Origin of the sequence: Stenotrophomonas sp. TD3, assembly GCF_001939825.1 — a bacterium.
Classification (GTDB): Bacteria; Pseudomonadota; Gammaproteobacteria; order Xanthomonadales; family Xanthomonadaceae; genus Stenotrophomonas.
Window position 1 is genome coordinate 2246718 of the sequence record NZ_MOYM01000001.1, and the last position, 22042, is coordinate 2268759.

At 63.0% G+C, this 22042-nt stretch carries 21 protein-coding genes and 1 pseudogene; 3 read left to right on the top strand and 19 right to left on the bottom strand.

Annotation, left to right across the window (positions count from 1 at the left end):
- Window positions 1-153 precede the first annotated feature (153 nt).
- From BKE09_RS10545 to glnA, 17 genes and pseudogenes are all read right to left on the bottom strand, one after another.
- Window positions 154-1155: an AAA family ATPase gene (locus BKE09_RS10545; RefSeq protein ID WP_049441968.1), complete on the bottom strand. Its 1002-nt coding sequence runs from the start codon at window positions 1153-1155 to the stop codon at window positions 154-156.
- Window positions 1155-3575, bottom strand: coding sequence for a DDE-type integrase/transposase/recombinase (locus BKE09_RS10550; protein WP_075675703.1), 2421 nt, complete (start codon window positions 3573-3575; stop codon window positions 1155-1157). The genes BKE09_RS10545 and BKE09_RS10550 overlap by 1 nt, the downstream gene beginning before the upstream one ends.
- Before the next feature lie 1563 nt (window positions 3576-5138).
- Window positions 5139-5717 carry a histidine phosphatase family protein gene (locus tag BKE09_RS10560; protein WP_075675705.1) on the bottom strand — a complete coding sequence of 193 codons (579 nt, stop codon included), beginning with the start codon at window positions 5715-5717 and terminating at the stop codon, window positions 5139-5141.
- Between the two features lie 315 nt (window positions 5718-6032).
- Window positions 6033-6347 carry a hypothetical protein gene (locus BKE09_RS10565; protein WP_049435403.1) on the bottom strand — a complete coding sequence of 105 codons (315 nt, stop codon included), beginning with the start codon at window positions 6345-6347 and terminating at the stop codon, window positions 6033-6035.
- Window positions 6348-6419: 72 nt separating this feature from the next.
- Window positions 6420-7586, bottom strand: a complete 1167-nt coding sequence (locus tag BKE09_RS10570) for an MltA domain-containing protein (RefSeq protein WP_075676693.1) — start codon at window positions 7584-7586, stop codon at window positions 6420-6422.
- A gap of 67 nt (window positions 7587-7653) precedes the next feature.
- On the bottom strand, window positions 7654-8400 hold the full coding sequence (locus tag BKE09_RS10575) for an N-acetylmuramoyl-L-alanine amidase (RefSeq protein ID WP_075675706.1): 747 nt from the start codon (window positions 8398-8400) through the stop codon (window positions 7654-7656).
- A complete protein-coding gene (locus tag BKE09_RS23620) occupies window positions 8397-8585 on the bottom strand; it encodes a hypothetical protein (RefSeq protein WP_206120589.1) in 189 nt (62 codons plus the stop codon). Before BKE09_RS23620 ends, BKE09_RS10575 begins: the two co-directional genes overlap by 4 nt.
- Window positions 8586-8677: 92 nt before the next feature.
- Entirely contained in the window at window positions 8678-9142 is a 465-nt protein-coding gene (locus tag BKE09_RS10585) for a hypothetical protein (RefSeq protein WP_206120590.1), read from the bottom strand.
- Window positions 9143-9156: 14 nt separating this feature from the next.
- Window positions 9157-10725: a VENN motif pre-toxin domain-containing protein gene (locus BKE09_RS10590; RefSeq protein WP_075675709.1), complete on the bottom strand. Its 1569-nt coding sequence runs from the start codon at window positions 10723-10725 to the stop codon at window positions 9157-9159.
- 59 nt (window positions 10726-10784) lie between these two features.
- Window positions 10785-10970 (bottom strand): annotated as a pseudogene (locus BKE09_RS23735) (hypothetical protein); the annotation flags it as partial.
- 41 nt (window positions 10971-11011) lie between these two features.
- Window positions 11012-11320 (bottom strand): hypothetical protein, encoded by a 309-nt coding sequence (locus BKE09_RS10595; RefSeq protein WP_139319640.1) that lies wholly within the window; start codon window positions 11318-11320, stop codon window positions 11012-11014.
- Between the two features lie 163 nt (window positions 11321-11483).
- Window positions 11484-11990, bottom strand: a complete 507-nt coding sequence (locus tag BKE09_RS10600) for a hypothetical protein (RefSeq protein ID WP_075675710.1) — start codon at window positions 11988-11990, stop codon at window positions 11484-11486.
- Between the two features lie 51 nt (window positions 11991-12041).
- Window positions 12042-12422, bottom strand: a complete 381-nt coding sequence (locus BKE09_RS10605) for a DUF1629 domain-containing protein (protein WP_206120591.1) — start codon at window positions 12420-12422, stop codon at window positions 12042-12044.
- Window positions 12423-12512: 90 nt separating this feature from the next.
- A complete protein-coding gene (locus BKE09_RS10610; protein WP_075675712.1) occupies window positions 12513-13073 on the bottom strand; it encodes a hypothetical protein in 561 nt (186 codons plus the stop codon).
- A 125-nt stretch (window positions 13074-13198) separates the two neighbouring features.
- Entirely contained in the window at window positions 13199-14629 is a 1431-nt protein-coding gene (gene amt, locus BKE09_RS10615; RefSeq protein ID WP_075675713.1) for an ammonium transporter, read from the bottom strand.
- A 22-nt stretch (window positions 14630-14651) separates the two neighbouring features.
- Window positions 14652-14990, bottom strand: a complete 339-nt coding sequence (locus tag BKE09_RS10620) for a P-II family nitrogen regulator (protein ID WP_004134334.1) — start codon at window positions 14988-14990, stop codon at window positions 14652-14654.
- A gap of 323 nt (window positions 14991-15313) precedes the next feature.
- The gene (gene glnA, locus BKE09_RS10625) at window positions 15314-16723 is read right to left on the bottom strand and encodes a type I glutamate--ammonia ligase (RefSeq protein WP_004153533.1); all 1410 of its coding nucleotides are present in this window, start codon (window positions 16721-16723) and stop codon (window positions 15314-15316) included.
- 223 nt (window positions 16724-16946) lie between these two features.
- On the opposite strand from glnA, the gene BKE09_RS10630 reads away from it, so the two are divergent.
- From BKE09_RS10630 to BKE09_RS10640, 3 genes are all read left to right on the top strand, one after another.
- Window positions 16947-17741, top strand: coding sequence for an undecaprenyl-diphosphate phosphatase (locus BKE09_RS10630; protein ID WP_075676695.1), 795 nt, complete (start codon window positions 16947-16949; stop codon window positions 17739-17741).
- A gap of 74 nt (window positions 17742-17815) precedes the next feature.
- Window positions 17816-18643: an META and DUF4377 domain-containing protein gene (locus BKE09_RS10635; RefSeq protein WP_075675714.1), complete on the top strand. Its 828-nt coding sequence runs from the start codon at window positions 17816-17818 to the stop codon at window positions 18641-18643.
- Between the two features lie 142 nt (window positions 18644-18785).
- A complete protein-coding gene (locus BKE09_RS10640; protein ID WP_075676697.1) occupies window positions 18786-19244 on the top strand; it encodes an META domain-containing protein in 459 nt (152 codons plus the stop codon).
- 75 nt (window positions 19245-19319) lie between these two features.
- Here the strand turns inward: BKE09_RS10640 and BKE09_RS10645 are convergent, their stop codons facing one another.
- Together BKE09_RS10645 and BKE09_RS10650 are read right to left on the bottom strand one after the other, a co-directional pair.
- Complete coding sequence (locus BKE09_RS10645) at window positions 19320-19931, bottom strand: YbhB/YbcL family Raf kinase inhibitor-like protein (RefSeq protein ID WP_075675715.1); 612 nt, start codon at window positions 19929-19931, stop codon at window positions 19320-19322.
- A 10-nt stretch (window positions 19932-19941) separates the two neighbouring features.
- Window positions 19942-22011, bottom strand: a complete 2070-nt coding sequence (locus BKE09_RS10650) for a tetratricopeptide repeat protein (protein WP_075675716.1) — start codon at window positions 22009-22011, stop codon at window positions 19942-19944.
- Window positions 22012-22042: the final 31 nt, after the last annotated feature.

The following is a 22042-nucleotide window of genomic DNA, read 5'->3' on the forward strand; positions in this document are numbered from 1 at the left end:
CTCTGCCAGGTGGGAGAGGAGTGCAATCGCAATGATTAATGCAGCCGCGAACCGCCTCCTGGCGTGCAGTTTTCGCGCGAGATCGTCGCGCCGCCGCCTTGCATCGGCGCCCCACCGGAACTGATTTGAGTCGGTAGTCACCATTTCCTTCCCTCAGGTTGGAGATCCCCAGCGCGCCTTCACATGTTCTGATCGCTCAGTGACACTGCCGGCAACCATGCTCATCTCAAAGGCGTCGATGTCCCGCCATAGATTCCTAAGATCCTCACTTCCGTAGTAGGAGATCTCGATGTGTCGCTTGAGAATTCTGTTGCATCCCTCCTGCTTCGCAGCAATATCTGCCCGCCCCAGTAGTTCGACCACCTCAGCGAATACGCCGCCGGTAGCGGCAAGGATATCGTTGGCCATCCGGATTAGCAGATCATCCTGTGATAGCCCGTAGCGAGTGGCCAATGACTTGAGCAAACGAAGGAACGGCAGTTTGTCATCCCGACGCTTATCGCTATATGGAGGCACCCAAACAGTTGTGACTCGGCGTCGCAACTCGGAGTTGACCGACCACAACTGCGTGGCTTTGTGCACCCCAGTCATAACGAACATCACGCCTGTGGCTTCAGCTATCGCCATCAGATGGAGGGTGTGGTCAGCGGGGGACTTGTCTCTGTGGTTGACTAGTAGCGCTGTGACCTGATCGATTGATACGTACTTGCAACTACGCGCTCTCAGGCTTCGCTGCACCATCCCCCAGTACTCGCCTTCTGTCTGTCTTGTTCGCGCTAAGGACGCCCACTCCGATGTTGCTGCGGCGAGCTCGCGTCGTATTCGCAGTTTTGCATCCTCCCCGAGATAGCTTCCGTCCAGTAGCCACGCCAACGTGGGCGCGTGCAACTCTTGCAGAATAGAGACAGCGAGCTGACGCGAACTGAAGTACGCGCCGTGAGGAAGTGTGGCGAATGTCTCGACCAGGGGTATCCGCCCACAATCCCAGCATGCTGGATTGCCAAACATCTCCTGCATTACCGAGCGCCTCATCGTGGTCTTGCCCACGCCCGATGGCCCAATAATGAACACCATATGTCCTGGCCTATGACGGTCGAGCGCCATTCGCAATCGCTTGCGTGGGCCCTCGTAGGCTGGGTGCTGAACCATCTTCATCAGTAGTCCTCCCGTTCATCGAACGGAACGATGTCCTGTGCGATCGCGGGTGGCACTGGTTCGATATCTAGCCTCTCATCGCTGCCGGTCATTGGAACCGGGGCAAGGTGCTCTGTTGCGGGCCTTGCCGCTTGGGCTTGCACTCGGCGTGAATGACGCGCACGGGCAACTTCCTCTTTTCTTTTTGCCGATTGTGAGCGCAACGAGGGTGCCCAGAGCAGATGAAACAATCGCTCCTGATCCGACAAAAGCGCATCGCTTTGCACTTTGTTGTGGAAGGCCTTGAACCAATTTCCGTGAACCTTCACGTAGATCACATTTGGGTCACAGCAGTCGCTACGAACTTCACTGGCATCCTCAGTTCGCAGCTCTTGTAGGAGCTCGTCGCTGGTGAACCAGCCATCGATGGTACGTACACCACGCTGCCGATCGATTCGCTTCTTGATCTCCACCTTGATCGAAGTTCTGATCAGGAATCCGTCATTCCATTCGCACGGTGTGCCTAGAGCGCCATAGGCTGCAAGCGCGTCAGCCCTTCTCTCGATCGGCGTTGTATCATCCGGGCCCGGCGTCATCGGAAGGTCGTGATAGACGAAGTTCAGGAATTCTTCGTGTACGCGGACAAAGTCCGTTCTGGCATTGTTTCGGCTCTTGAACTTGCCGTCGACCTTACGTCCCATCTGGTCGGGCCGCGTGCTTCCTTGGAATCGCTGTGCTACTTGTTCGTTGACCTGCTTGATGGCGTTCTCGGCAATGCCATTCCAGGCACTACCAGCCGTTGGTGAGAACCTTAGACTGATCTCGCCATGGCAGAAGTCCTGTAGCCAGCGGGAGGTGTTCTCCGGCCCTCTGTCCAGATGGATCAACTTGGGTAGGAAGCCCTGTCTTTTGACGTACTCACGCATGAGCAATGCCAATGCGTCGGTTCTTGCTGAGCCAAATACCAATGCATGAGCCATCGGATAGCCCGTTGCTCCATCTATGCCGATGTAGAACTTTGCTTTGCTTGCTGGGAAGCAGTGAATCAGGTTCGGCGCGCAGCGAACATCTAGATCCGACGCATCCACGTGCAGTGTGTGGCCATATCCGATCGGAGGCAGCGAGCGATGGCGAGGATCGGTGCGTGTACGCGTCGCGTGGTAGGCGCGAAAGCCGCCCGTGGATAGGGCATGGCGCGTTGGGCTCTCGCTTCTTCGTCTGGCATCCAGTCGGCCCCTACCGCAAGGCTCAACTCCTAACCGAAGGCACTCCTCTTCGAACACATAGAGCAAGTCCTTCGGTCTATGTACCCTCCCGGTGTTCCAGTGCAGCGCGATGACGGTCTCTATGGCTTGCTCGTGTTCCGGAAGCAGGCGCGATGCTCGGTTTCCGCTAAAGGCATATTTGGTAAGACAAGCCGAAAGCGCGGATCTTCCTTCGGCAACAGCCTTTCGAACCTGTCGCTGTAGAGCGCCCATCCGTCGTGTTGCGGGCAGACTTCCGGCCTCAATCAGCGCAAGCCTACTGAGTCGCTGGCGTGCCCGCTGGAGGTCGGTAGCGGTTGCGACCAGCAATGGATCGTCCACAGCTGGTTGCGACTGACCTTTGACAATGGCTCCAAACAGTAGCCCGTCCGCCTCTTTGGCCTGCTCCTTCGTGCCATACAGATGGAAGCGGTCAGTCCTAGCCACGGGAGTGCTCTGCAATGGACCGAAGGCCGCCGATCTTCCCAGCATCCAAAGCGCTAGGCGCGGTGTGAATCCGGGCACCTCGGCGAGGAGACTGTCCAGCAGTACGGGGCGCTTGGCGATTATCCGAGCTGCCTTGGATACTGCGGTAGTTTCATGTTGCTGAAGGGCATCACCGGCTACCGCGTAGCACGCTTCAAGGTTCTGGAGGTACACACCGGTTGGAGTGGGCGGTACCCAGACTCTGAACACCAGGCCATGCTGCTGTGCCCATTGGGCGTAGGGCAAATAGGTCCATACCGCGTCCTGCTTGACCCAAAGGGAGTCCGGAAGCCCCAGTTGGCTCTCCAGCCACGATAGCGGCTTGCACTCCACTAGCTCTACGTGGTCCCTGCGAAATACAAGAAAATCCACATGTGCAGTGCTGATGTGATTGCGCCCGGACGCCGTGGTGCGCTGCACGCGGCGGCATGGTACTTGTACGTAGTAGCCCAGCACCTCGGGGTCAAGCTCAAGCTCATAGGCAAAGACCAGCTCGCACGTATGGCTTTCAACTGTTCGCGCACCACCGTTCCGGATTGAGTTATGCCTAACGCGAACGTTTCTTAGCGCCGCCTTGCCTACAGTCTTTGTTCCGCTGCCGGCAACCATGCTCTCGATCTGCCGGATACTGAGCTCACTTGCCTTTATGCGGGTGTAAAGCTGGTGACGGTCTTCAAACGATAGGCCATCAGATTGAGCGTCTGTGGACATGCCGATTCCTCATGCGCACCCCACGGGACCACCGTCCAGAATGCCTGGGCGAGCCTTACCAGGCGAGTCGGACATAGGTGCCCGTGGCAGGCCTGCGCAGGCTTGACAGGGGAGTCAGGGAAGGGGAAAGTATCGGCAAGACCTGCAAAGTCGCCGATCTGAGAACCCGTGAGTCCTACCTCACGGGTTTTTTCTTTCCAACTTCCGGCAAGGGAAGTTCAGATTGGGCTAGGTCATGGGCTGCCTGCCTCCCTCGGAGATTGAGGTGCCTGAGATCGAAGGTATGCGCTGACATCGGCGGCGTGAGCGAACCATCCGCGACGACCTTGTGGACGAAACAGCGTCACTGGCAAACGACCTGTGGCGCTTGCCCGCCTAAGTGCTGCCGGGCTATTGAACCCGAGCAGTCGCGACAGGTCTTTGGCCGGCACCAGCCCGCCATAGGTTTGCGCCACCCAAGCCACAGACAATGCATCCGGCTCTTTACTTGGTAGGCTCACGTAAGCTCCAGTGATGCTAAGTTCCAGGTAACCCTAGCGCTCTACCGTAGCCTTTTCATCCAGAGAAATTGCCCTTCCAACGTCTAGTTTTTTTGGAGGTTTCCGATGGGGGAGTTACACGAAGCTTGCCTAGCACTCCAAGCGATGCAGTGCTCCAGTTTAGGTCGCCCTGCTTCTGATGCATCGGACAGGCTGCACTCCAGGATTGTCTGGAATACATGGTCTATGGTGGAAGGCGGTGAGGAAGAGCTGAGGGCACGCTATGTTCTTCGGCGCCACAGCCTAGATGGTCCGTTAATGATGCGCAGCGATGAGTTCAGTGCATATCGGCAGGGATTGCGGTCACTATCACCCAGGCGGCGCAAACACCTTGCCCTGCAGCATCCCCAGCTTGAGGAGGTGGTTAAGTGGCCCTTTGCAGCCCTCAGCCATCGAGAGTGGGATATGAGGACAGTTGTTGGCTGGAATCGCCTATTTACGTCCAGCGCCGGACTACTCGGAGACCGCTATTCATTCCCGGGCGATAGGACCAGTACTGATGAGAACCGCGTGCCTGTGATGGCATATGACCTGGATGGCCTTTACCAACGAGGTGACATCTATGGCTTTCTCATGCTGACGTGCACGTATCGGCTGTTCCACTTGCAGCGGTTGGCTGATCGCCAGTGGTATGCGGCAAGCCACATGATACGAGCACTATCTGGAGCATGCAGAGATCCCAGAGTGCGCCCATACGCTCATGAGTTGATCACACAGACGAAGCAACTTCTTCGCCTGCTGCCGGACACGAGCTTTCCAATTCACGTGAATGACGACGTGATCTGGGATCAGATCCGGAACGACGTCCACGAGCCCTCCTACTTGATGAGGCGGGCTGCTGAAAGGCGTGGCGTTCACATCCCTGAGCCTGTGAGCCCAATCATCTCCTACCGATACCAAAAGTGCGCCCCTCATCAGCAGCCTTTGCTGTTCGCGCGTAACGGGTAGTCTTCTGATCCGACCAGGCCAAAGATCTGCGGCCGGGGAGCGGGGCCGGGAGGTTGGCAGTATCCGCGATCGCCTTCTATTCGAAAGATACCCTCTGGCAATGGGCTATAGGCTGATCCAAATCCAGCTTTCGAAATGCGCCCATCGCTGCAGCGTTCACCACTGAGGGAGCCTTGCTCCCGCAAATCCAGCGCATCGCCTGCATCAATTGGCCGTGGCTAAACACGACCACCTGCTCATGCGCGGAATAGGATTTAAGAATGCGCAGCGCTCGCGCAGCGCGGGCAACTAGCTGGGCAAATGACTCGGCACCAGGTCCATCCACATAGTTTGGATCGCAACGGGACCAGTAGTCCTCTACCCACTTCTTGCGGTCTGCTGCCGAGGTGCCCACGCACCGCTCAGGCGACAGATAAGTGAACTCGTGGACCCCCAGGGGCGCAACGACCATCTTGAAGCGTTCGGCGAGTGGTTGTGATGTCTGTCTAGCCCGGAGGAATGGTGAGGTAAAGATGCGGTCAGGCGCAGCCGACCAGGTCATTGCCAATGCGCGAGCCTGCTCCTCCCCTGCGGCAGTAAGGGCAATGGATTCGGGATCGGCGGTTGCAAATCCCGCATTAGCCATGCTTTGCGCATGCCTAACTACCACTAGCATATTCCCTCTCCCCCTGTTCTGTTTGTCTTCTGGGCAGGTGCCTGCCGCCCGTCTCGGATGCACCCTGACTCCGACGCATAGACCCTCTTAAGCCAGTACCTAGTGCTGTTAGGCCGCCTCGCATTGTCGCAATGGTTCTGGACCATTGTCTGCTGCGGCGGGCTACGCTCGTTTGCCTCGCACGACACAATCTTTGCCACTCAACGGGGGGCAAAGCATGGTCCAAACCCTAACAGGCTGCACAGACTTTGTGGTTCCGGTGGGCACCTACTTTGGTGATGGGATCAAAAGGGCTCTGACCCCAGCCGGGCAGCGTTACACCGGGTAGCCGGTGGCTTCCCGGGCCTTCTTCCAGGCGCTTTCGAATTCGCGCGCGGAGATTTCGTCGTCTTCGTCGAAATCCAGGAACGACACCGGCTGGTCGGCCAGCAGGAAGCGGTCGTCGCTGTGGGCATGCTCGTCGGCCCAGACCATCTTGGTGCCGTAGATTTCCACCTGGCGCACGATCTTCTCGCCGCGTGCTTCCATCAGCACGTTGCCCTTGCCCAGGCCCGATTCGGCCCAGTGCTTGTAGTACTTCTTTGCGGCCGATTTCGCGCCGGATTTTGCGTTGTGCTTTGCGTAGGTCATTGCAGGGGTCCTGGCCGCAGGCGCGGCCGGAGAGTTCGGAATGGCGCCATTATCAGGCATCCGGGGGCCAACCTACTGCGGCAACGCCACGCCCTTCGGCCACAGCATCCAGATGTTGCCCTTCTGCTTCATGTCGCCGGCCAGCTTGCCGGCGGCATCGCCGCTGCCCCAGTACAGGTCGGCGCGCACTTCACCGGCGATGGCGCCGCCGGTGTCCTGCGCGGCCACCGGTCGCACCAGCGGGCTGCCGTCCGGGCGCGTGGTGGACAGCCACAGCAGGCTGCCCAGCGGCACCACGGTGCGATCCACCGCCACGCTGTAGCCGGCGGTGAGCGGCACGTTCAGTGAACCGCGTGGCCCCTCCGGGCTGTCCGGGTTGCGCACGAAGAACACGTAGCTGGGGTTGCTGCGCAGCAGTTCCGGCACGCGTGCGGGGTTGGCCCGTGCCCAGGCGCGGATGGCGTCCATGGTGACGTCTTCCTTCTTCAGCTGGCCCTGGTCCACCAGCCAGCGGCCGATGGCACGGTACGGGTGGCCGTTCTGTTCCGCGTAGGCCAGCCGCACCTGCTTGCCATCGGCCAGGCGCACGCGGCCGGACCCCTGGATCTGCAGCAGCTGCAGGTCCATCGGATCGGTCAGCCAGGCCAGCACCGGGGCCTTGGCGCCCTTGGCCGCGATGGTGCCGGCGTCGTCATAGGGCTTGAGCACCTTGCCGTCGAGGCGACCGCGCAGGCGCTTGCCCTTCAGTTCCGGGTAGACGCTGTCCAGCTGCACCACGATCAGATCATTCGGCGTGCCGTAAACCGGTACGGTGGCAGCGGCCGTGCGGGTGAGGCTGCCGGCGTAGATCGGCTCGTAGTAGCCGGTAATCAGCCCGTCGGCCTGGTGACCGCCGGCACGCAGCGCATAGACATCGAGGTCGCGCTGCAGGAACTGGCGGATCGCGGCCGGGTCCTTATCCGATACCGCGGCGGCGGTGGCGCAGGGCTTGGCCCAGACCGCATCGTTCTTCAGGCGGGTGCAGCTGCTGCGCCAGGCAACGAAGCCGGCCTGCAGGTCGCTGTCGGCGACCGGTGGCAGTGCACTCCATGCGGCCTTGGCATAGGTTGCCGCGGGCGGCGTGGCTGGCGTCGGAACTTCGGATCCGGTGCGGGGAGCGGTGGTGGAGCAGCCGGCGAGCACGGCCGCTGCCAACAGGGCCCAGTGCTTGCGCTTGAAGAAGGTGGCGGAATCGATCATGCCGCCATGGTGGCCGGCCGGCCGCTGGGCGGCAACCCAGCGCGGGGTCAAGCGTTCATGCGCGTGGTCACGGCGTCTGCAGCAGCAGCGAGTGCAGGATGCGGGCGTCTTCGGCATCCAGCGTCTTCGGCAGGTCGTCGCGGCCACGGAAACGGCGGTGGAAGGCAGCGACGGTGGCGTCGCGGTTGTCCAGCGGATAGCCGAAGCGGGCCAGCGCATTCCACGCGTCGAAGCCTTCCGGCGCAGCCCCGTCGGCCGCGCGCGGCCAGACGCCGAAACCAGCCTCCGCCAGCTGCTGCCACGGGAAGAACCGGCTCGGATCCTGCTTGCGCGTCGGCGCCAGGTCGGCATGGCCGATCACCTGTCGCGGCGGAATGTTCAGGCGCGTGGTGAGATCGCGCAGCAGCACGATCAGCGATTCGATCTGGGCCGCACTGAACGGGCTGCGGCCATCGTTGTCGAGCTCGATGCCGATCGAGGCCGAATTGAGATCGGTGATGGTGCCCCAGCGCCCGGCCCCGGCGTGCCAGGCACGGCGCTCATCGGCGACCAGCTGGTAGCGATGGCCATCGGCACCGATCAGGTAGTGCGCGCTGACCGGCCCACCGCTGTTGGCGGTGCGCAGCGTACGCAGGCTCTGCTGCACCGATTTCTGTTCGGTGTGGTGGATGACGATGATGACCGGCGTGCGCGCGTTCTGGTTGGGTGACGGCACCCAGGTGGCGAGCGGGTTGTGCTGCACGGGCGCGGTGGCGGTGCAGGCCGCCAGGGCCAGCGCCAACAGTGTGGAAGCCAGGAGGCGGGGGCTGATCATGGGCAGATTGTAACCATCCTCGCAATCGCGCCGCCCACCAGGTTTACGTGACCTGCATCGACGTGGTACCCGCCATTCCCGGAAAACAGGCCGCTCTGCTGGCCAACACCCTGATAGCTGCGGTTGGCCTTGACTGCACTGGCGAAGCCGTCTGCATTCTCGATAGTGCCGAATGACACCTGCACGTATTGATCGAGGCAGCACGGCCTCAACACTATCGGCGCGAACATTCAGTTCAGTTTGGGCGGATTCAACAAGCCCGCGCAGACTGCAATCATCAACAGCGGCGTAGTTGCTCGAGAACCGCCTCCCGAGCGGGAAAACGTGAAATGTACTCACCATCAATCTCAGAAAGCTCATCACGCCACTGGAAAACTCTATTACCCGGCATAAAAACCGACACAAGATGGGCCAATAGAATCTCGTCAATCTCACCACCACCATCGTCCATCTCAATGCTGAGCAACGCCTCCCCTACCCCGACCACCAATAAAAACCCCTGCGCCGCCAGGTACTCTGCGACTGCCCCACCCCTCAATATTTCAATTCTGATCCACGGCTCATCCTCCGACTTCCGACTCCACTCAGCATTGACTTCCCACTTGTTTACCTTCAAATCAAGAAAACTACTTTCATTCAAATTTTCGTGATCTTGAAAGTATGAAAACGGAACTTCACCCCAAGCCTGATAGACCAGGGAGTTTCTCTCAGGAAGCGCCTCTCCAGCGACCAGCACAACCACGTATCTAGTTCCCATCACATATTTCCCGTTTCCTGAAGACGTCGCAGCCCCTTTTCGGCGTTCTTAACCAACTGATCCCTCGCTGATTGCGGCAATCGTTTGAATGCCTTGTCTATCTGCGGGGCTAGCGGCAATGAAAGGTCTGGACGGAAGTCTACGATTGAGTCTTTACCCCCGCCGGATTGTATTTGAAGCTTACCATTGGGCTCGATGTCGACCCGCAACAACCTCTTTCGACCACCAATAACAGCCTCAACTGGCTGGCCAATGGTCTCGCTCGCTTTGATCACACCCTTGGTTCCAGAAACAGCCGAGCCCATGTCGGGGCTTTTGATGCCCCAACTGCCCCGCAATGCTCCCAATCCCCTATCTGCCCCTCGTGACAGGATCGCAAGGTAAGCAGCCATCTCTTCGGTCTTCGTCATGACCGACGATTGATCGATAGCACCCTGCATGTAGATGTCAGGGTGAGGAGATGATACATAGCCCCGCATCAAGCTCAACGTCGAAGAGAGACCCTCCAATGTTGCCTCGAGGTTTCGCTGACTTTTGTCCATAAACCATCTATCGAGACCCTTGTCCATGATCTCTCCGACGGCTGTCATACCTGAAGCGAGGGCGTTATTTTTAAGCTGACGATAAGCAAATGCTGCATCCGCTCCCGGGGTGGAACCAGCAACCCTGTCCTCAACCGCGACACCATACTGTTCCCAGTATCGGTCGACACGAGTCGCCCACTCGCGCTTCCAGTCGCCCTCTGAAGTCGCTGGATATGAGCGCATGCTCAGCTCAACAGCAGCACCGTACGCAAGCAGCTCACGATCGCGTTCTGCGTTCAGCTCGTCATACGCACGTGTCACAGAGTCCTTGCAGGCTTGGACATCGCCCCCCTTTCCACCACACGCGGCCCGCTCGGACTCCATGAGTGCGATTTCCTGCCTGCTCAACCAGTTGTTCTCAACCGAGTTCTTGGCAATCCCCGCATTCAACGCGATCCCAGCCAGATCCTGTCCCGACAGCCCACCCGCCAGCGCACCCACCGCCTGCGACAGCGCCAGCACCATCTCCTTCTGCTCTGGGCTCAGCTTGGAGGGGTCTCCGCCGGTCAACGTATTCGTCAGTACCTTCGCGGCCAACTCGCCGCCGGCCGCGGAAACCGCTCCGGTTCCCGCATTGCCACCATTGGCTTCCGCCAGCAGCGCACCCAACACCGCATGCGACAGCAATTGCAGAGTCGCATTGGGATCGCTGCCGTGGTTCGGGTCCAGCTTGCTGCCGATGAAGTAAGCGGCATAGGGCGCCAGCGCATTGGACGCGACCTGGCCAGCGCCCTGTCCCGCTACACCACCCACCAGCGCCGTCGTCACTGCGATCAGTGCACGGTTGTACTCGCCGCCCGTGCCCCACTTCTTCGCATTGTCGTAGTCCGGGCTGTTCGCGGTCAGTACCGCATCACGTTGTTCCGCGCTGAGCGCGTTGAACGCCTTCTTCTGTTCCGTTGACAGGCCGTCGTAGTACGTCTGGGTTGCCTTGTTGCTCTGATAGGCCTGCACATCCGCGGCAACCTGCTTGCTGGTTGGCATCAGGCATGGCCTCCAGCGCACGGTATGCCGCCGTCGCATCGGTGTTGATGCCCAGCTCGACTGACCGGTCCACCGTTGCCCGCAGTACGCAGAGTACGCAGGCGCTGCTGCACCGATTTCTGCTCGGTGTGGTGGATGACGATGATGACCGGCGTGCGCGCGTTCTGGCTGGGTGATGGCACCCAGGTGGCAAGCAGGTTGTGCTGCACGGGCGCGGACGTCACCGGTGATCGTGCTGTCCACACAGGGACAGCACGACCTGGTCAGGCCAACGCCGGCGTGCCGCTCAACTTCGAAAGAACGACAGGTTGTACAGGAACAGGCCCCAGACCGCGATCGCGAGTGGGATCTCGCAGAACGCGGAGCGGTGCCGCAACGCCATCCGGATGAACATCACCACGGTCAGCATGGGCTGCCCGAAGAAGCAGACCCAGAAGAGCGCTTCTACACCTGGCACAGTGGACAGCTCGTAGATTCCGAGGGAGTTGTCGGTGTTCCGATTGAAAGTGACCGCCCCCCAAAGGGCGAGCAGGAAAAGCCAGGCCAGTGCACTGGCGCTTGATAGAAACAAGGCCCGTCTACCTGCGACACTCATTTTCGTCCCCATTCGGGTTGATCGAACCTGTACCGATCAATGACCGATGCACATGCTGCCTGGAGCAGACTTCCACGATCCGCTACTCATGCCCGCCATGTCGCTCCTTCGTGCAGCGCACATGCGCGGGAATATCAGGGTGCCGGAGCCGCGCAGCTGTCATTCAGTACTCCGGTCCAGTATCCATCTCCGGTTCGAAGCAGCCCCCAACCTGGGTGAACAATCGGATCGCCTCTTCATCCTCGGCCTCGTACTCGATGGCGAACGGCATGGGCGGACGATGCTTCTTCCGCGGATTCATGCTTCGAAACACTGCATAGCCCTCAAGCACAGCCAGTATCTGGGGTCGCGTCAACAAGACAACGTCCTGGGAGTTCCATCGCGAATGCACCAAGAAGAAATCGGCCGCCCGCAGGACAGCATGTCCCTCTCCATAGTGGACGCATGCGCTGCCCTCGTCACCGTTTGTGGGCGCAGCAAAGGCACTGCGGGTCCGCAGTTCGCTTCCGCGCCCGAGATGGCCGAAGTCTCCATCCAGCCACGCTGCGATTTCACCGACACCCCGTCCCTGCCCATGGTGTACCACCGGCGCGTCACCGATCTTCTCTTCGCTGGATGGAACGTGGCAATCGCCGGTCCAGTAGGGAAAGAGAACTGCCTGGATAGTCATTCGAAACCCATTCCCTGCTGCCGCAACGGAAACCCCTGTCCCACTTCCGGTCTACCCGACCTGCTCGAAGATCACGTCAGTCACGCCAGCCCACTCAAGGCGTGACTTCACTTCCCCACTGACGATCAGTGCGGCACCGAATCCGCCAATCCTGAAAATATGCCACGAGCCCACTTTCCTGCCATCCAGAGCCAGCTTCGCAAACGCGCGATACTGCCCTGCGAGATCAGGTCTCACGGCATCATCCCGCTCGAGCTTCTCGAACTCGGAGCGTGATTCGTCGACACAATCGATGCAGGTTTCGACAATCAATATAAAGTAGCTTTCCCGCGAGTGCCGACCTTCAATCACGACAGGTTCCATCACGGCATTCGCATGGAGCCCGTCGACTTCTGGCGGACCTTCCAGTGCGCTACGGGACCGGGTACTCACGATGGCAACGGGACAGGACACCCTGATCCAGAGCATAGCTTGAAGGAAAAAGGCATCTTCTGCGAGCAACCGTTCACACGTGGAAGTGCTTCAGCCGATGGGAAATGCCGGGCCACGACTCCAGGGCACTCCGGCGTCGGAGAACATCCGTTCGATCTCATCGTAGAATCCTGGATGAAAGGTCGTCTCATCGCTCGACTGCGAACGCAGGTAACGCGAGACCAGATCCAGGCACAGCTCCGTCGCTTCCATGTAGGTATCCAGCCACAGCACCTGCCCCTCGTCGGAAAGCTGATCCGGACGGACAACCGAGAGCTTGTGGCAGAAGGCATCGATGCTGGGAAACCCCAGATCTGCCAGCAGGTCGTGGTAGGTCAGCCGCCACAGACCGGAGGAAAGGCAGCGATAGGTGAGCTCCACCGCGAAGCTCCAGCGTTCTCGATCTGCTGCGCCAGCCGCGCCGTCCACAAACGCATGCGGACTGTAGTCGCCCAGGGTCAGCAGGTAGACATACCATTCGATGTCTTCCATCACTGCTGCGGAAGTCGCCTGGATCACACCTGCTCCGTTCTGTAGTCCATCGAAGTCGTTGGTGGCGAACACGCACACCTGCAGACAGCCATTGAAGCAGGAACGGTAGAGCCACGCCATGCGTGGCTGAGTCGCCGACAGTGCCAAGCAAGCTTGGCACCTACCAGAGCAGTAGAAGTGCCGACCAACGGTCGGCACCCACCGTGGCGGCTGCAGGCGGCTCCGCAGGGCCGCTCGCCGATACCTCAGGCCTCGTAGGCAGACTCGCCGTGCGAAGTCACATCCAGGCCAGTACGCTCTGCTTCCTCGGTGACGCGCAGGCCGACCACGCTGCGCACCACCAGCAGGATCAGCGTGGTCACCACCGCCGACCAGACCACGGTCAGACCGACGCTGACCACCTGCACCCAGACTTGATGGGCGATATCCAGATCGGGCTTGGTACCGCCCAGCGACTGTGCACTGAACACACCGGTGAGAATCGCACCGACGATGCCGCCGACACCATGCACACCGAACACGTCGGCGGTGTCGTCCACCTTCAGCATGCGCTTGAGGCCCGTCACGCCCCACACGCAGACCACGCCGGCGACGAAGCCGATGATGATCGCGCCGAGCGGGCCGACGGTGCCGCAGGCCGGGGTGATGCCAACCAGGCCGGCCACCGCACCCGAGGCGGCGCCCAGTGCCGACGGCTTGCCCTTGCCGATGGCTTCCACCAGCGTCCAGCCCAGCACGGCAGCGGCGGTGGCCAGCACGGTATTGAGGAAGGCCAGCGAGGCGACGGTATCGGCGGCGGCGGCGGAGCCTGCGTTGAAGCCGAACCAGCCGACCCACAGCAGCATCGCGCCGATGTAGGTGAACGGCACGTTGTGCGGCTTCAGCGCGGTCTGGCCATAGCCCAGGCGCTTGCCGACGAACCACGCAGCGACCAGGCCAGCCACACCTGCGTTGATGTGGACCACGGTGCCACCGGCGAAATCGATCGCGCCCAGTTCACCCAGATAGCCGCCGCCCCAGACGATGTGCGCCATCGGGATGTAGCTGAGGGTGAACCACAGCGCCGAGAACAGCAGCACCGCACGGAACTTGATGCGCTCGGCGAAGGCACCGACGATCAGCGCAGTGGTGATGCCGGCGAAAGTCGACTGGAAGGCGACGAACAGGTAGTCCGGCAGGCCCTTGATCGGCGTGTTGCCGACCGAGTCGGGGGTGAAGCCCTTGAGGAAAGCGAATTCGGTGAACGAACCGAAGAACGGATTGCCGGCGCTGAACACCGCGCTGTAGCCATAGGACACCCACAGCAGCAGCACCAGCGAGAACACCACCAGGATCTGGCTGAGCACCGACAGCACGTTCTTCGAACGCACCAGGCCGCCGTAGAACAACGCCAGCCCCGGCACCACCATCAACAGCACCAGCAGGGTGGAGGTGAGCATCCACGCCACGTCGCCGCGATCATAGGCGGCGGCCGCTTCGGCCACGGCCGGTGCAGCGGCTGCCGCTGCAGGATCCTGCAGCGGTTCGACCGCCACGCTTTCGCTGGGCAGCGGTGACACCTGCACCTGGGCGTGGGCACTGCCCGGCCAGGCACCGGCGGCCAGCGCGCTGAGCAGCATCAACAGGCACACCAGATGGAACCGGGCTTGCCACCCGGTGAGAAGGCGCATCTTCATGGGGGGAGTCTCCGGAAAGGGGTTACAGCGCGTCGGCACCGATTTCGCCGGTGCGGATGCGGATGACCTGTTCGACGGCGGTGACGAAGATCTTGCCGTCACCGATCTTGCCGGTGCCTGCCGACGACTGGATCGCTTCGATCACCGCGTCGGCACGCTCGTCGGTGACCACGGTTTCGATCTTGATCTTGGGCAGGAAATCGACGACGTACTCGGCGCCGCGATACAGCTCGGTGTGGCCCTTCTGGCGGCCGAAGCCTTTCACTTCGGTCACGGTGATGCCCGACACGCCTGCGTCGGACAGGGCCTCGCGGACCTCGTCGAGCTTGAACGGCCGGATGATGGCGGAGATCAGTTTCATGCGCATGTCCCGAGGGTGGATGGGGCCAGCGCGCCAGCGCGCGTTGGCATCAGGCAACCAGCGGCCATCAGGGTGATGACCGTGGCTGTTGCACCGGACACGTACTGGGCCGGGACGGCCGTGCCTCTCTCCTTGCACGACCGACGCGGGAGGGAGGGCGGCCCTGGTCGCGTATCCGGTCTCTCTCTTGCCCCTGGATCAGGGGTCAGAGCCCGTTCGTAAACGAACGGGATCCGACCCCGATCTGACCGCGGCTCCCCAGCCGCGAAAACGGGTGCGATGGCGGCGGGTGGGAGGGGGATGCCCACCGCCATCGCCCCCGGTCAGCTGGCGTAGTACAGCTGGTATTCCAGCGGGTGGGTGGCCGCCCGGAACTTGGTCACTTCCTGCATCTTCAGCGCGATGTAGCCATCGATGAAGTCATCGCTCATCACGCCGCCGGCCTTCAGGAACTCGCGGTCCTTGTCCAGCGCTTCCAGCGCCTGGTCCAGCGAAGAGCAGACCTGCGGGATCAGCTTCTCTTCTTCCGGCGGCAGGTCGTACAGGTCCTTGTCGCTCGGTGCGCCCGGGTCGATCTGGTTCTTGATGCCGTCCAGGCCGGCCATCATCAGCGCGGTGAAGGTGAGGTAGCCCGACTGGATCGGGTCCGGGAAGCGCATTTCGATGCGGCGTGCCTTCGGGTTGGACACCCACGGAATGCGGCACGAGGCCGAACGGTTGCGGGCCGAGTAGGCCAGCATCACCGGTGCTTCGTAGCCCGGCACCAGGCGCTTGTAGCTGTTGGTGCCCGAGTTGGCGAAGGCGTTGATGGCCTTGGCGTGCTTGAAGATGCCGCCGATGTACCACAGCGCCAGCTGGCTCAGGCCGCCGTAGCCGTCACCGGAGAACAGGTTGGTGCCGCCCTTGGACAGCGACTGGTGCACGTGCATGCCGCTGCCGTTGTCGCCGACGATCGGCTTGGGCATGAAGGTGACGGTCTTGCCGTTGCGGTGCGCGACGTTCTTGATCACGTACTTCATGCGCAGCAGTTCATCGGCCTTCTGCACCAGGGTGCTGAACTTGGTGCCGATCTCGCACTGGCCGGCGGTGGCCACTTCGTGGTGCTGCACTTCCACTTCGATGCCGACCTGTTCCAGGGTCTTGCACATCTCGGCGCGCAGGTCGTGCAGGGTGTCGGTCGGCGGCACCGGGAAGTAACCACCCTTCACGCCCGGACGGTAGCCGCTGTTGGCGCCGTCGTACTTGGCGCCGCTGTTCCACGCCGCTTCTTCCGAGTCGACCTGGAAGAAGGTGTGGCCCATTTCATTGGCGAAGCGGACCGAATCGAAGATGAAGAATTCCGGCTCCGGGCCGAAGAACGCGGTTTCGGCGATCCCGGAAGACTTCAGGTAGGCCTCGGCGCGTTTGGCGATGCCGCGCGGGCAACGGCCATACGGCTGCATGGTGGCCGGGTCGAGGATGTCGCAGCTGATCACGATGGTCGGATCGGCGTAGAACGGGTCGACGTAGGCACTGGCGGTATCCGGCAGCAGCACCATGTCCGATTCGGCGATGCCCTTCCAGCCGGCGATCGAGCTGCCATCGAACATCTTGCCTTCTTCGAACAGCGACGGCTCGACGATGCTGACCGGGAAGGTCACGTGCTGCTCGACACCACGCATGTCGACGAAACGCAGGTCGACGAACTCGATCTGGTTGTCCTTGATCAGCTTCTCAACGTTTTCCACGGACATCGGTACGACCTCGGATGGGGATGAATGCCTGCTGAGGTACAGCAACGACCGTGCCAACTTTTCGCTGGCCGCAAGTCATTGATTTAAAAAGAAGCGCCCCGTGACGGTGCAGAACGGTGCGCACCAAACGGGTGCACCCACCACCGGACGCACCCGTTTGGTGCAGCAGGGATCGTCTATCCTCTCGACCTTCTTCCTTCCGCCGCGCGTGCACGCACCGTCCATGTCCGACCTGCTCTCCGCCCTGCTGCTGGGCATCCTCGAAGGCTTGACCGAATTCCTGCCGATCTCCAGCACCGGCCACCTGCTCATCGCCCAGCACTGGCTGGGTGCCCGCTCGGACTTCTTCAACATCGTCATCCAGGCCGGCGCGATCGTGGCGGTGGTGCTGGTATTCCGCCAGCGCCTGCTGCAGCTCGCCACCGGCTTCAACCAGCGCGAGAACCGCGAGTACGTGTTCAAGCTGGGCGCCGCCTTCCTGGTCACCGCGGTGGTCGGCCTGGTGGTGCGCAAGGCCGGCTGGTCGCTGCCGGAAACGGTCAGCCCGGTGGCCTGGGCGCTGATCATCGGTGGCGTCTGGATGCTGCTGGTGGAGGCCTACACCGCGCGCCTGCCCGACCGCGACCAGGTGACCTGGACGGTGGCGATCGGCGTGGGCCTGGCGCAGGTGGTGGCCGGCGTGTTCCCCGGCACCTCGCGCTCGGCCTCGGCGATCTTCCTGGCCATGCTGCTGGGCCTGAGCCGCCGTGCCGCCGCCGCCGAGTTCGTGTTCCTGGTCTGCATTCCCACCATGTTCGCCGCCAGCGCCTACACCTTCCTGGAAATGGCCAAGGCCGGGCAGCTGGGCAGCGAGAACTGGACCGACGTGGGCGTGGCCTTCCTTGCCGCGGCCGTCACCGGCTTCGTCGTAGTGAAGTGGCTGATGGGCTACATCAAGTCGCATAAGTTCACCGCTTTCGCCATCTACCGCATCGCGCTGGGCGCGGCGCTGCTGCTGTGGTTGCCGTCCGGCAGCTGAACAGCGCCGGGGGCACGGTAACCCCATTGCCGGCCCCACCCCGTTTCCCCCACGGTTCCCCAAGGAGAATCACCATGAACCGCAAGCTCACCCTGCTCCTCCCGCTGGCCCTGATGGCCGCCTGCAGCCAGACCCCGGCCCCGGCCGGCGCCGGCGGCGACGACGTGGCCCCGGCCGCGGCCAAGGCAGCAGACCAGCAGACGCTGGCGCACCTGGATGCGCAGCGCCTGCAGAGCCAGCACTGGCTGCTGCTGCAGGCCACCGGCGCCGACGGCAAGCGCATCGACGCGCTGTTCGCCCGCGAAGACAAGCCGGTCACCCTGGACTTCGCTGATGGCCGCCTGTCGGTCAGCAACACCTGCAACCGCATGGGCGGTGGCTACACCCTGGCCGACGGCAAGCTGACGGTCAGTGCGATGGCCTCGACCCTGATGGCCTGCACCGACAAGGCGCTGATGGCGCTGGATGAGGCCGTGTCGAGCCGCCTGCAGGGCGAGCTGAAGGCCGAGCAGGATGCCGATGGCAAGCTGACCCTGACCAACGCCAAGGGCGACGTACTGGTGTTCAACCCGGAGCCGACCGCTGAAACCCGCTACGGCGGCGCCGGCGAAACCGTGTTCCTGGAAGTGGCCGCCAAGACCGAGAAGTGCTCGCACCCGCTGATCCCGGACTACCAGTGCCTGCAGGTGCGCGAAGTAAAGTTCGACGACAAGGGCCTGAAGCAGGGTGAGCCGGGCAAGTTCGAGAACTTCTACGGCAACATCGAGGGCTACACCCACGAAGACGGCGTGCGCAACGTGGTGCGCGTGAAGCGCTACGAAGTGAAGAACCCGCCGGCCGATGCGCCGTCGCAGGCGTACGTGCTGGACATGGTGGTCGAGTCGGCCATCGAGAAGAAATAAAACCACAGGAGGGCGGCCGCGAGGTCGCCCTTCTTCGTGGTGGGTAGAGCCGGCCGCTGGCCGGCTGCCCTGCGGAGCACCGCCAGCACACGGATGTTGCCGGCCAGCGGCCGGCACTACCCACATGCATCGGGAGATCGGCATGAAGCACGTCCCCGCCCTCATCATTGCTGCGCTGCTGGCCCTGTCTGCGGATGTGGCCGCTGCCAGCACGCCCAGCACCGATCAGCTCGAGGCACACCGGTGGCAACTGGCGCGCGCCACCGACGCGCAGGGCCGGCGCATCGATGCCTTGTTCGTCCGTGGTCGCCCACCCTACACGCTGCGCTTCCAGCCCGGCTACATGAGCCAGTTGAACCTGTGCAACCAGGCCAGCAGCACCTATCACCTGCAGGGCAACCGGCTGGTTCTGGAGGGCGGCATCATCACCACGGCCGCCTGCATCCGGGCCGAGGTGGCCGAACAGGAACGTGTCGCCGGGACGGTGGTGAATGCGCGCGCAGAGATGACACTTGCGCTGGATGGGCGTGGCCGCCTGCTGCTGCGCAACGCACATGGCGATGTGCTGGAGTTCGCGCCGGTATCCGGTACGGACGAATGAAAAGGGCGGCCGAAAGGCCGCCCTTCTTCATGGTAGGTAGAGCCGGCCGCTGGCCGGCTCTACCCGGTGTGCCGCTCAGCCCAGCGCCGGGTTCAACGTGTAGGTGCCATGCAGTGCGGCCTCGGCCAGCACGTGGCCGTGCATGGCGCGGTAGGCGTCGGCGGCGGTGAAACGTGCCGGCAGCTGCAGCGAGGCCACGTCCAGCGCGAACACACGGAAGAAATAGCGGTGCACGCGCTCGTCGTTGAACGGCGGGTACGGGCCGTCGTAGCCCAGGTAGTCGCCGGCCATGTCCGGGTTGCCGGCAAACCAGCCGGTGAAGTCGTTCAGGCCCTGGCGGCTGCCGGCCGGGCCGGCCGGGGTGGCCCGGCCCTTCACCACGAAGCCATCGCTGCAGCTGCCAGCGGCAATCTCCTGCACCGAGGCCGGAATATCGGCCATCACCCAGTGCACGAAATCAAAGCGCGGCTGGTCGCGCGGCACGCTCATGTCGGTGCGGCCAACCGTTTCCGGCACGGTCGGCACGTCCGGATCGACGCACACCAGCAGGAACGAACGGGTGCCCTCCGGCACGTCGCTCCAGGCCAGGTGCGGATTGCGGTCCGATGCGAAGCCCGCGGCATCGCCGGCGGCGAATTCGCGGTCGATCGGTGCACCGTTGGTCAGGCTGTGGCTGCTCAGTTGCATCGGCGTGTCCTCACTCTTCCGGGTAACCCAGGCGCACCGCGATCGGGGTGAGCTTGGCGAAGGCGGCGCTCATCACGTCGCGGTAGTTGCGCCAGTGGCCCGGCGGGAAGCGCGGCGCGCCCAGCTGCGCGGCCGGCGGCATCGGCCGCTCGAACAGGCGGCCCAGCAGATCGGCCATTGCCTGCGGATCGTTGCCGATCTGGTCGATGCGCAGCAGCACCTGCGGGTACAGGTCGTCCTCGTGCAGCGCGGCGACCTGGGCCAGCGCGCGCGCCAGCCATTCGCTGGCTTCGGCCAGCGAGGTCATCGCCAGCGGTGCAGCCGCACCGTAGGCCACCCAGTCCAGCAGCATGTCGCGCGGATCACGCAGCACCACCAGCAGGCGGCCCTGCGGCAGCTGCGGGCGCAGCGCCCACAGCAGCGCGTTGTCCCACCACAGCAGCCAGTCGATGATCGCGTCGTCCTGCACGCCGCGCGACGGCAGCTGTTCGCGCCAGCGCTGCACCAGCCGCTCCGGGGTCAGCACGCCGGAGGCGAGGTCCTGCAGCGTGTGGTAGTTCTGGAAGGCGTCGTCAGGCGCGTTGGAGGTATAGCGGTCGCTGCGCAGCACCGGGCTGGCCGCGGCCAGGCCGGTCGCCACGCGCTCCACGCCCGACCCCGGCGCGCCCCACAGAAAGATCGGCGCGGAGGTGGCATCGCCGTCGATCTCGCCCTTGTCCGGCCAGCTCGGCGGCGCCTTGGCCTGCGGCGGCAGCGGCAGGCGCTGCGAGGCCTGGTCGGCCTGCAGTGCCAGCCAGGTCTGCAGCGCGTCTTCGTGCTGCCCGGCGCGATCCTGGATCTCACCCAGCCAGGTGCGCAGGTCGGCGCGGTGGCCTTCCGGTGCCATGTCGATCAGCGCCTGCACGCGGGCGACCGCGGCGGCCGGATCGCGCTGCAGCAGGCCTTCGACCAGGCGGGTTTCGCCGCTGACGCGGCCCGGTTCGAGGCTGACGATGCGCTCGGCGATCGCTTCGGCCTGCGCGTGTTCGCCCACCATGTCGTGCAGGCGCAGGCGCGCTTCCAGCGCCGGCAGGTGGCCCGGCATCGCGTCCATCCAGCGCTCGACCGTGGCGGCGGCGGTGGCACTGCCGACCTCTTCCACCGCCAGGCGTGCCAGCCACAGGTCATGCAACTGCGGATGCTGCTCCAGGGCGGCATCCAGGCGTGCGCGGGCCTCGTCTTCGCGACCCAGGCGCTGCCAGGACATCAGCAGCAGCTGCAGCACGTCGCGGTCGTCAGGCAGCGACTCCAGCAACGGCAGCAGGTGCTCCAGCGCCTGCAGCGGCTGGCCGCTGCGCAGTGCCAGTTCGCCGGCCAGGCGGCGCATCGACGGCGTATCCAGGCCCTGCTGCTGCAGCGCGATCTGCATCGCTTCGGCGGCAGCGTCCAGGTTGCCCTGGCGCATGGCCAGCTGCACCACCAGGCCATGCAGCGAGGCAATGGTGGGGTTCAGTTCCAGCACGCGGCGGAACGCCTGCTCGGCGAAGGCCAGCATGTTCTTGCCCAGGTAGGCAAAGCCCAGTGCGTAGAGCACGCGGATGTCGTTGGGCTGGGCCTGGTTGGCGGCCGACAGCAGCGTCAGCGCGCGATCGGCATCATCGCGGCGCAGCGCGATCATGCCGTCGATGGTCAGCAGTTCCGGGTGGTCCGGTTCGACACGCGAGGCCAGGGTGGACAGGCGCTGCGCTTCATCGAAATCGTTGCGGCCGATCGCCAGGTGGGCCTGCATCAGGTAGGCAGCGAATGCGTTCGGGTCCAGCCCGGTGGTGCGCGTCAGTGCCTCGCCTGCGCCGTCGAACTGGCGCAGGGCCAGCAGCAGGCCGGCGTGCTGCAGGTGCAGCTGGGCATTGTCCGGGGCCAGCTGCAGCGCCTGCTGCAGGGCCTGCATCGCGTCCTCGGCCTTGCCCTGCTGCTGCAGCGCAAGCGCCAGCCAGCGGTGGGCCTCGGCCTGGCCGGGTTCATCACGGGTCCACGCCTGGGCCAGCTGCACGGCCTGGTCGGCCTCGTTCTGGCGCAACGCTTGGATGATCTGGTCTTGCATGGCGGTCCGGTTCAAGGGCAAACCCGCATTG

What these genes read in the sequence shown, in the direction of transcription:
- BKE09_RS10545 (WP_049441968.1), bottom strand. Translation starts at nt 1,155, where the DNA reads ATGAAGATGGTTCAGCACCCAGCCTACGAGGGCCCACGCAAGCGATTG.
- BKE09_RS10550 (WP_075675703.1), bottom strand. Translation starts at nt 3,575, where the DNA reads ATGTCCACAGACGCTCAATCTGATGGCCTATCGTTTGAAGACCGTCAC.
- BKE09_RS10560 (WP_075675705.1), bottom strand. Translation starts at nt 5,717, where the DNA reads ATGCTAGTGGTAGTTAGGCATGCGCAAAGCATGGCTAATGCGGGATTT.
- BKE09_RS10565 (WP_049435403.1), bottom strand. Translation starts at nt 6,347, where the DNA reads ATGACCTACGCAAAGCACAACGCAAAATCCGGCGCGAAATCGGCCGCA.
- BKE09_RS10570 (WP_075676693.1), bottom strand. Translation starts at nt 7,586, where the DNA reads ATGATCGATTCCGCCACCTTCTTCAAGCGCAAGCACTGGGCCCTGTTG.
- BKE09_RS10575 (WP_075675706.1), bottom strand. Translation starts at nt 8,400, where the DNA reads ATGATCAGCCCCCGCCTCCTGGCTTCCACACTGTTGGCGCTGGCCCTG.
- BKE09_RS10590 (WP_075675709.1), bottom strand. Translation starts at nt 10,725, where the DNA reads ATGCCAACCAGCAAGCAGGTTGCCGCGGATGTGCAGGCCTATCAGAGC.
- BKE09_RS10595 (WP_139319640.1), bottom strand. Translation starts at nt 11,320, where the DNA reads ATGAGTGTCGCAGGTAGACGGGCCTTGTTTCTATCAAGCGCCAGTGCA.
- BKE09_RS10600 (WP_075675710.1), bottom strand. Translation starts at nt 11,990, where the DNA reads ATGACTATCCAGGCAGTTCTCTTTCCCTACTGGACCGGCGATTGCCAC.
- BKE09_RS10610 (WP_075675712.1), bottom strand. Translation starts at nt 13,073, where the DNA reads ATGGCGTGGCTCTACCGTTCCTGCTTCAATGGCTGTCTGCAGGTGTGC.
- amt (WP_075675713.1), bottom strand. Translation starts at nt 14,629, where the DNA reads ATGAAGATGCGCCTTCTCACCGGGTGGCAAGCCCGGTTCCATCTGGTG.
- BKE09_RS10620 (WP_004134334.1), bottom strand. Translation starts at nt 14,990, where the DNA reads ATGAAACTGATCTCCGCCATCATCCGGCCGTTCAAGCTCGACGAGGTC.
- glnA (WP_004153533.1), bottom strand. Translation starts at nt 16,723, where the DNA reads ATGTCCGTGGAAAACGTTGAGAAGCTGATCAAGGACAACCAGATCGAG.
- BKE09_RS10630 (WP_075676695.1), top strand. Translation starts at nt 16,947, where the DNA reads ATGTCCGACCTGCTCTCCGCCCTGCTGCTGGGCATCCTCGAAGGCTTG.
- BKE09_RS10635 (WP_075675714.1), top strand. Translation starts at nt 17,816, where the DNA reads ATGAACCGCAAGCTCACCCTGCTCCTCCCGCTGGCCCTGATGGCCGCC.
- BKE09_RS10640 (WP_075676697.1), top strand. Translation starts at nt 18,786, where the DNA reads ATGAAGCACGTCCCCGCCCTCATCATTGCTGCGCTGCTGGCCCTGTCT.
- BKE09_RS10645 (WP_075675715.1), bottom strand. Translation starts at nt 19,931, where the DNA reads ATGCAACTGAGCAGCCACAGCCTGACCAACGGTGCACCGATCGACCGC.
- BKE09_RS10650 (WP_075675716.1), bottom strand. Translation starts at nt 22,011, where the DNA reads ATGCAAGACCAGATCATCCAAGCGTTGCGCCAGAACGAGGCCGACCAG.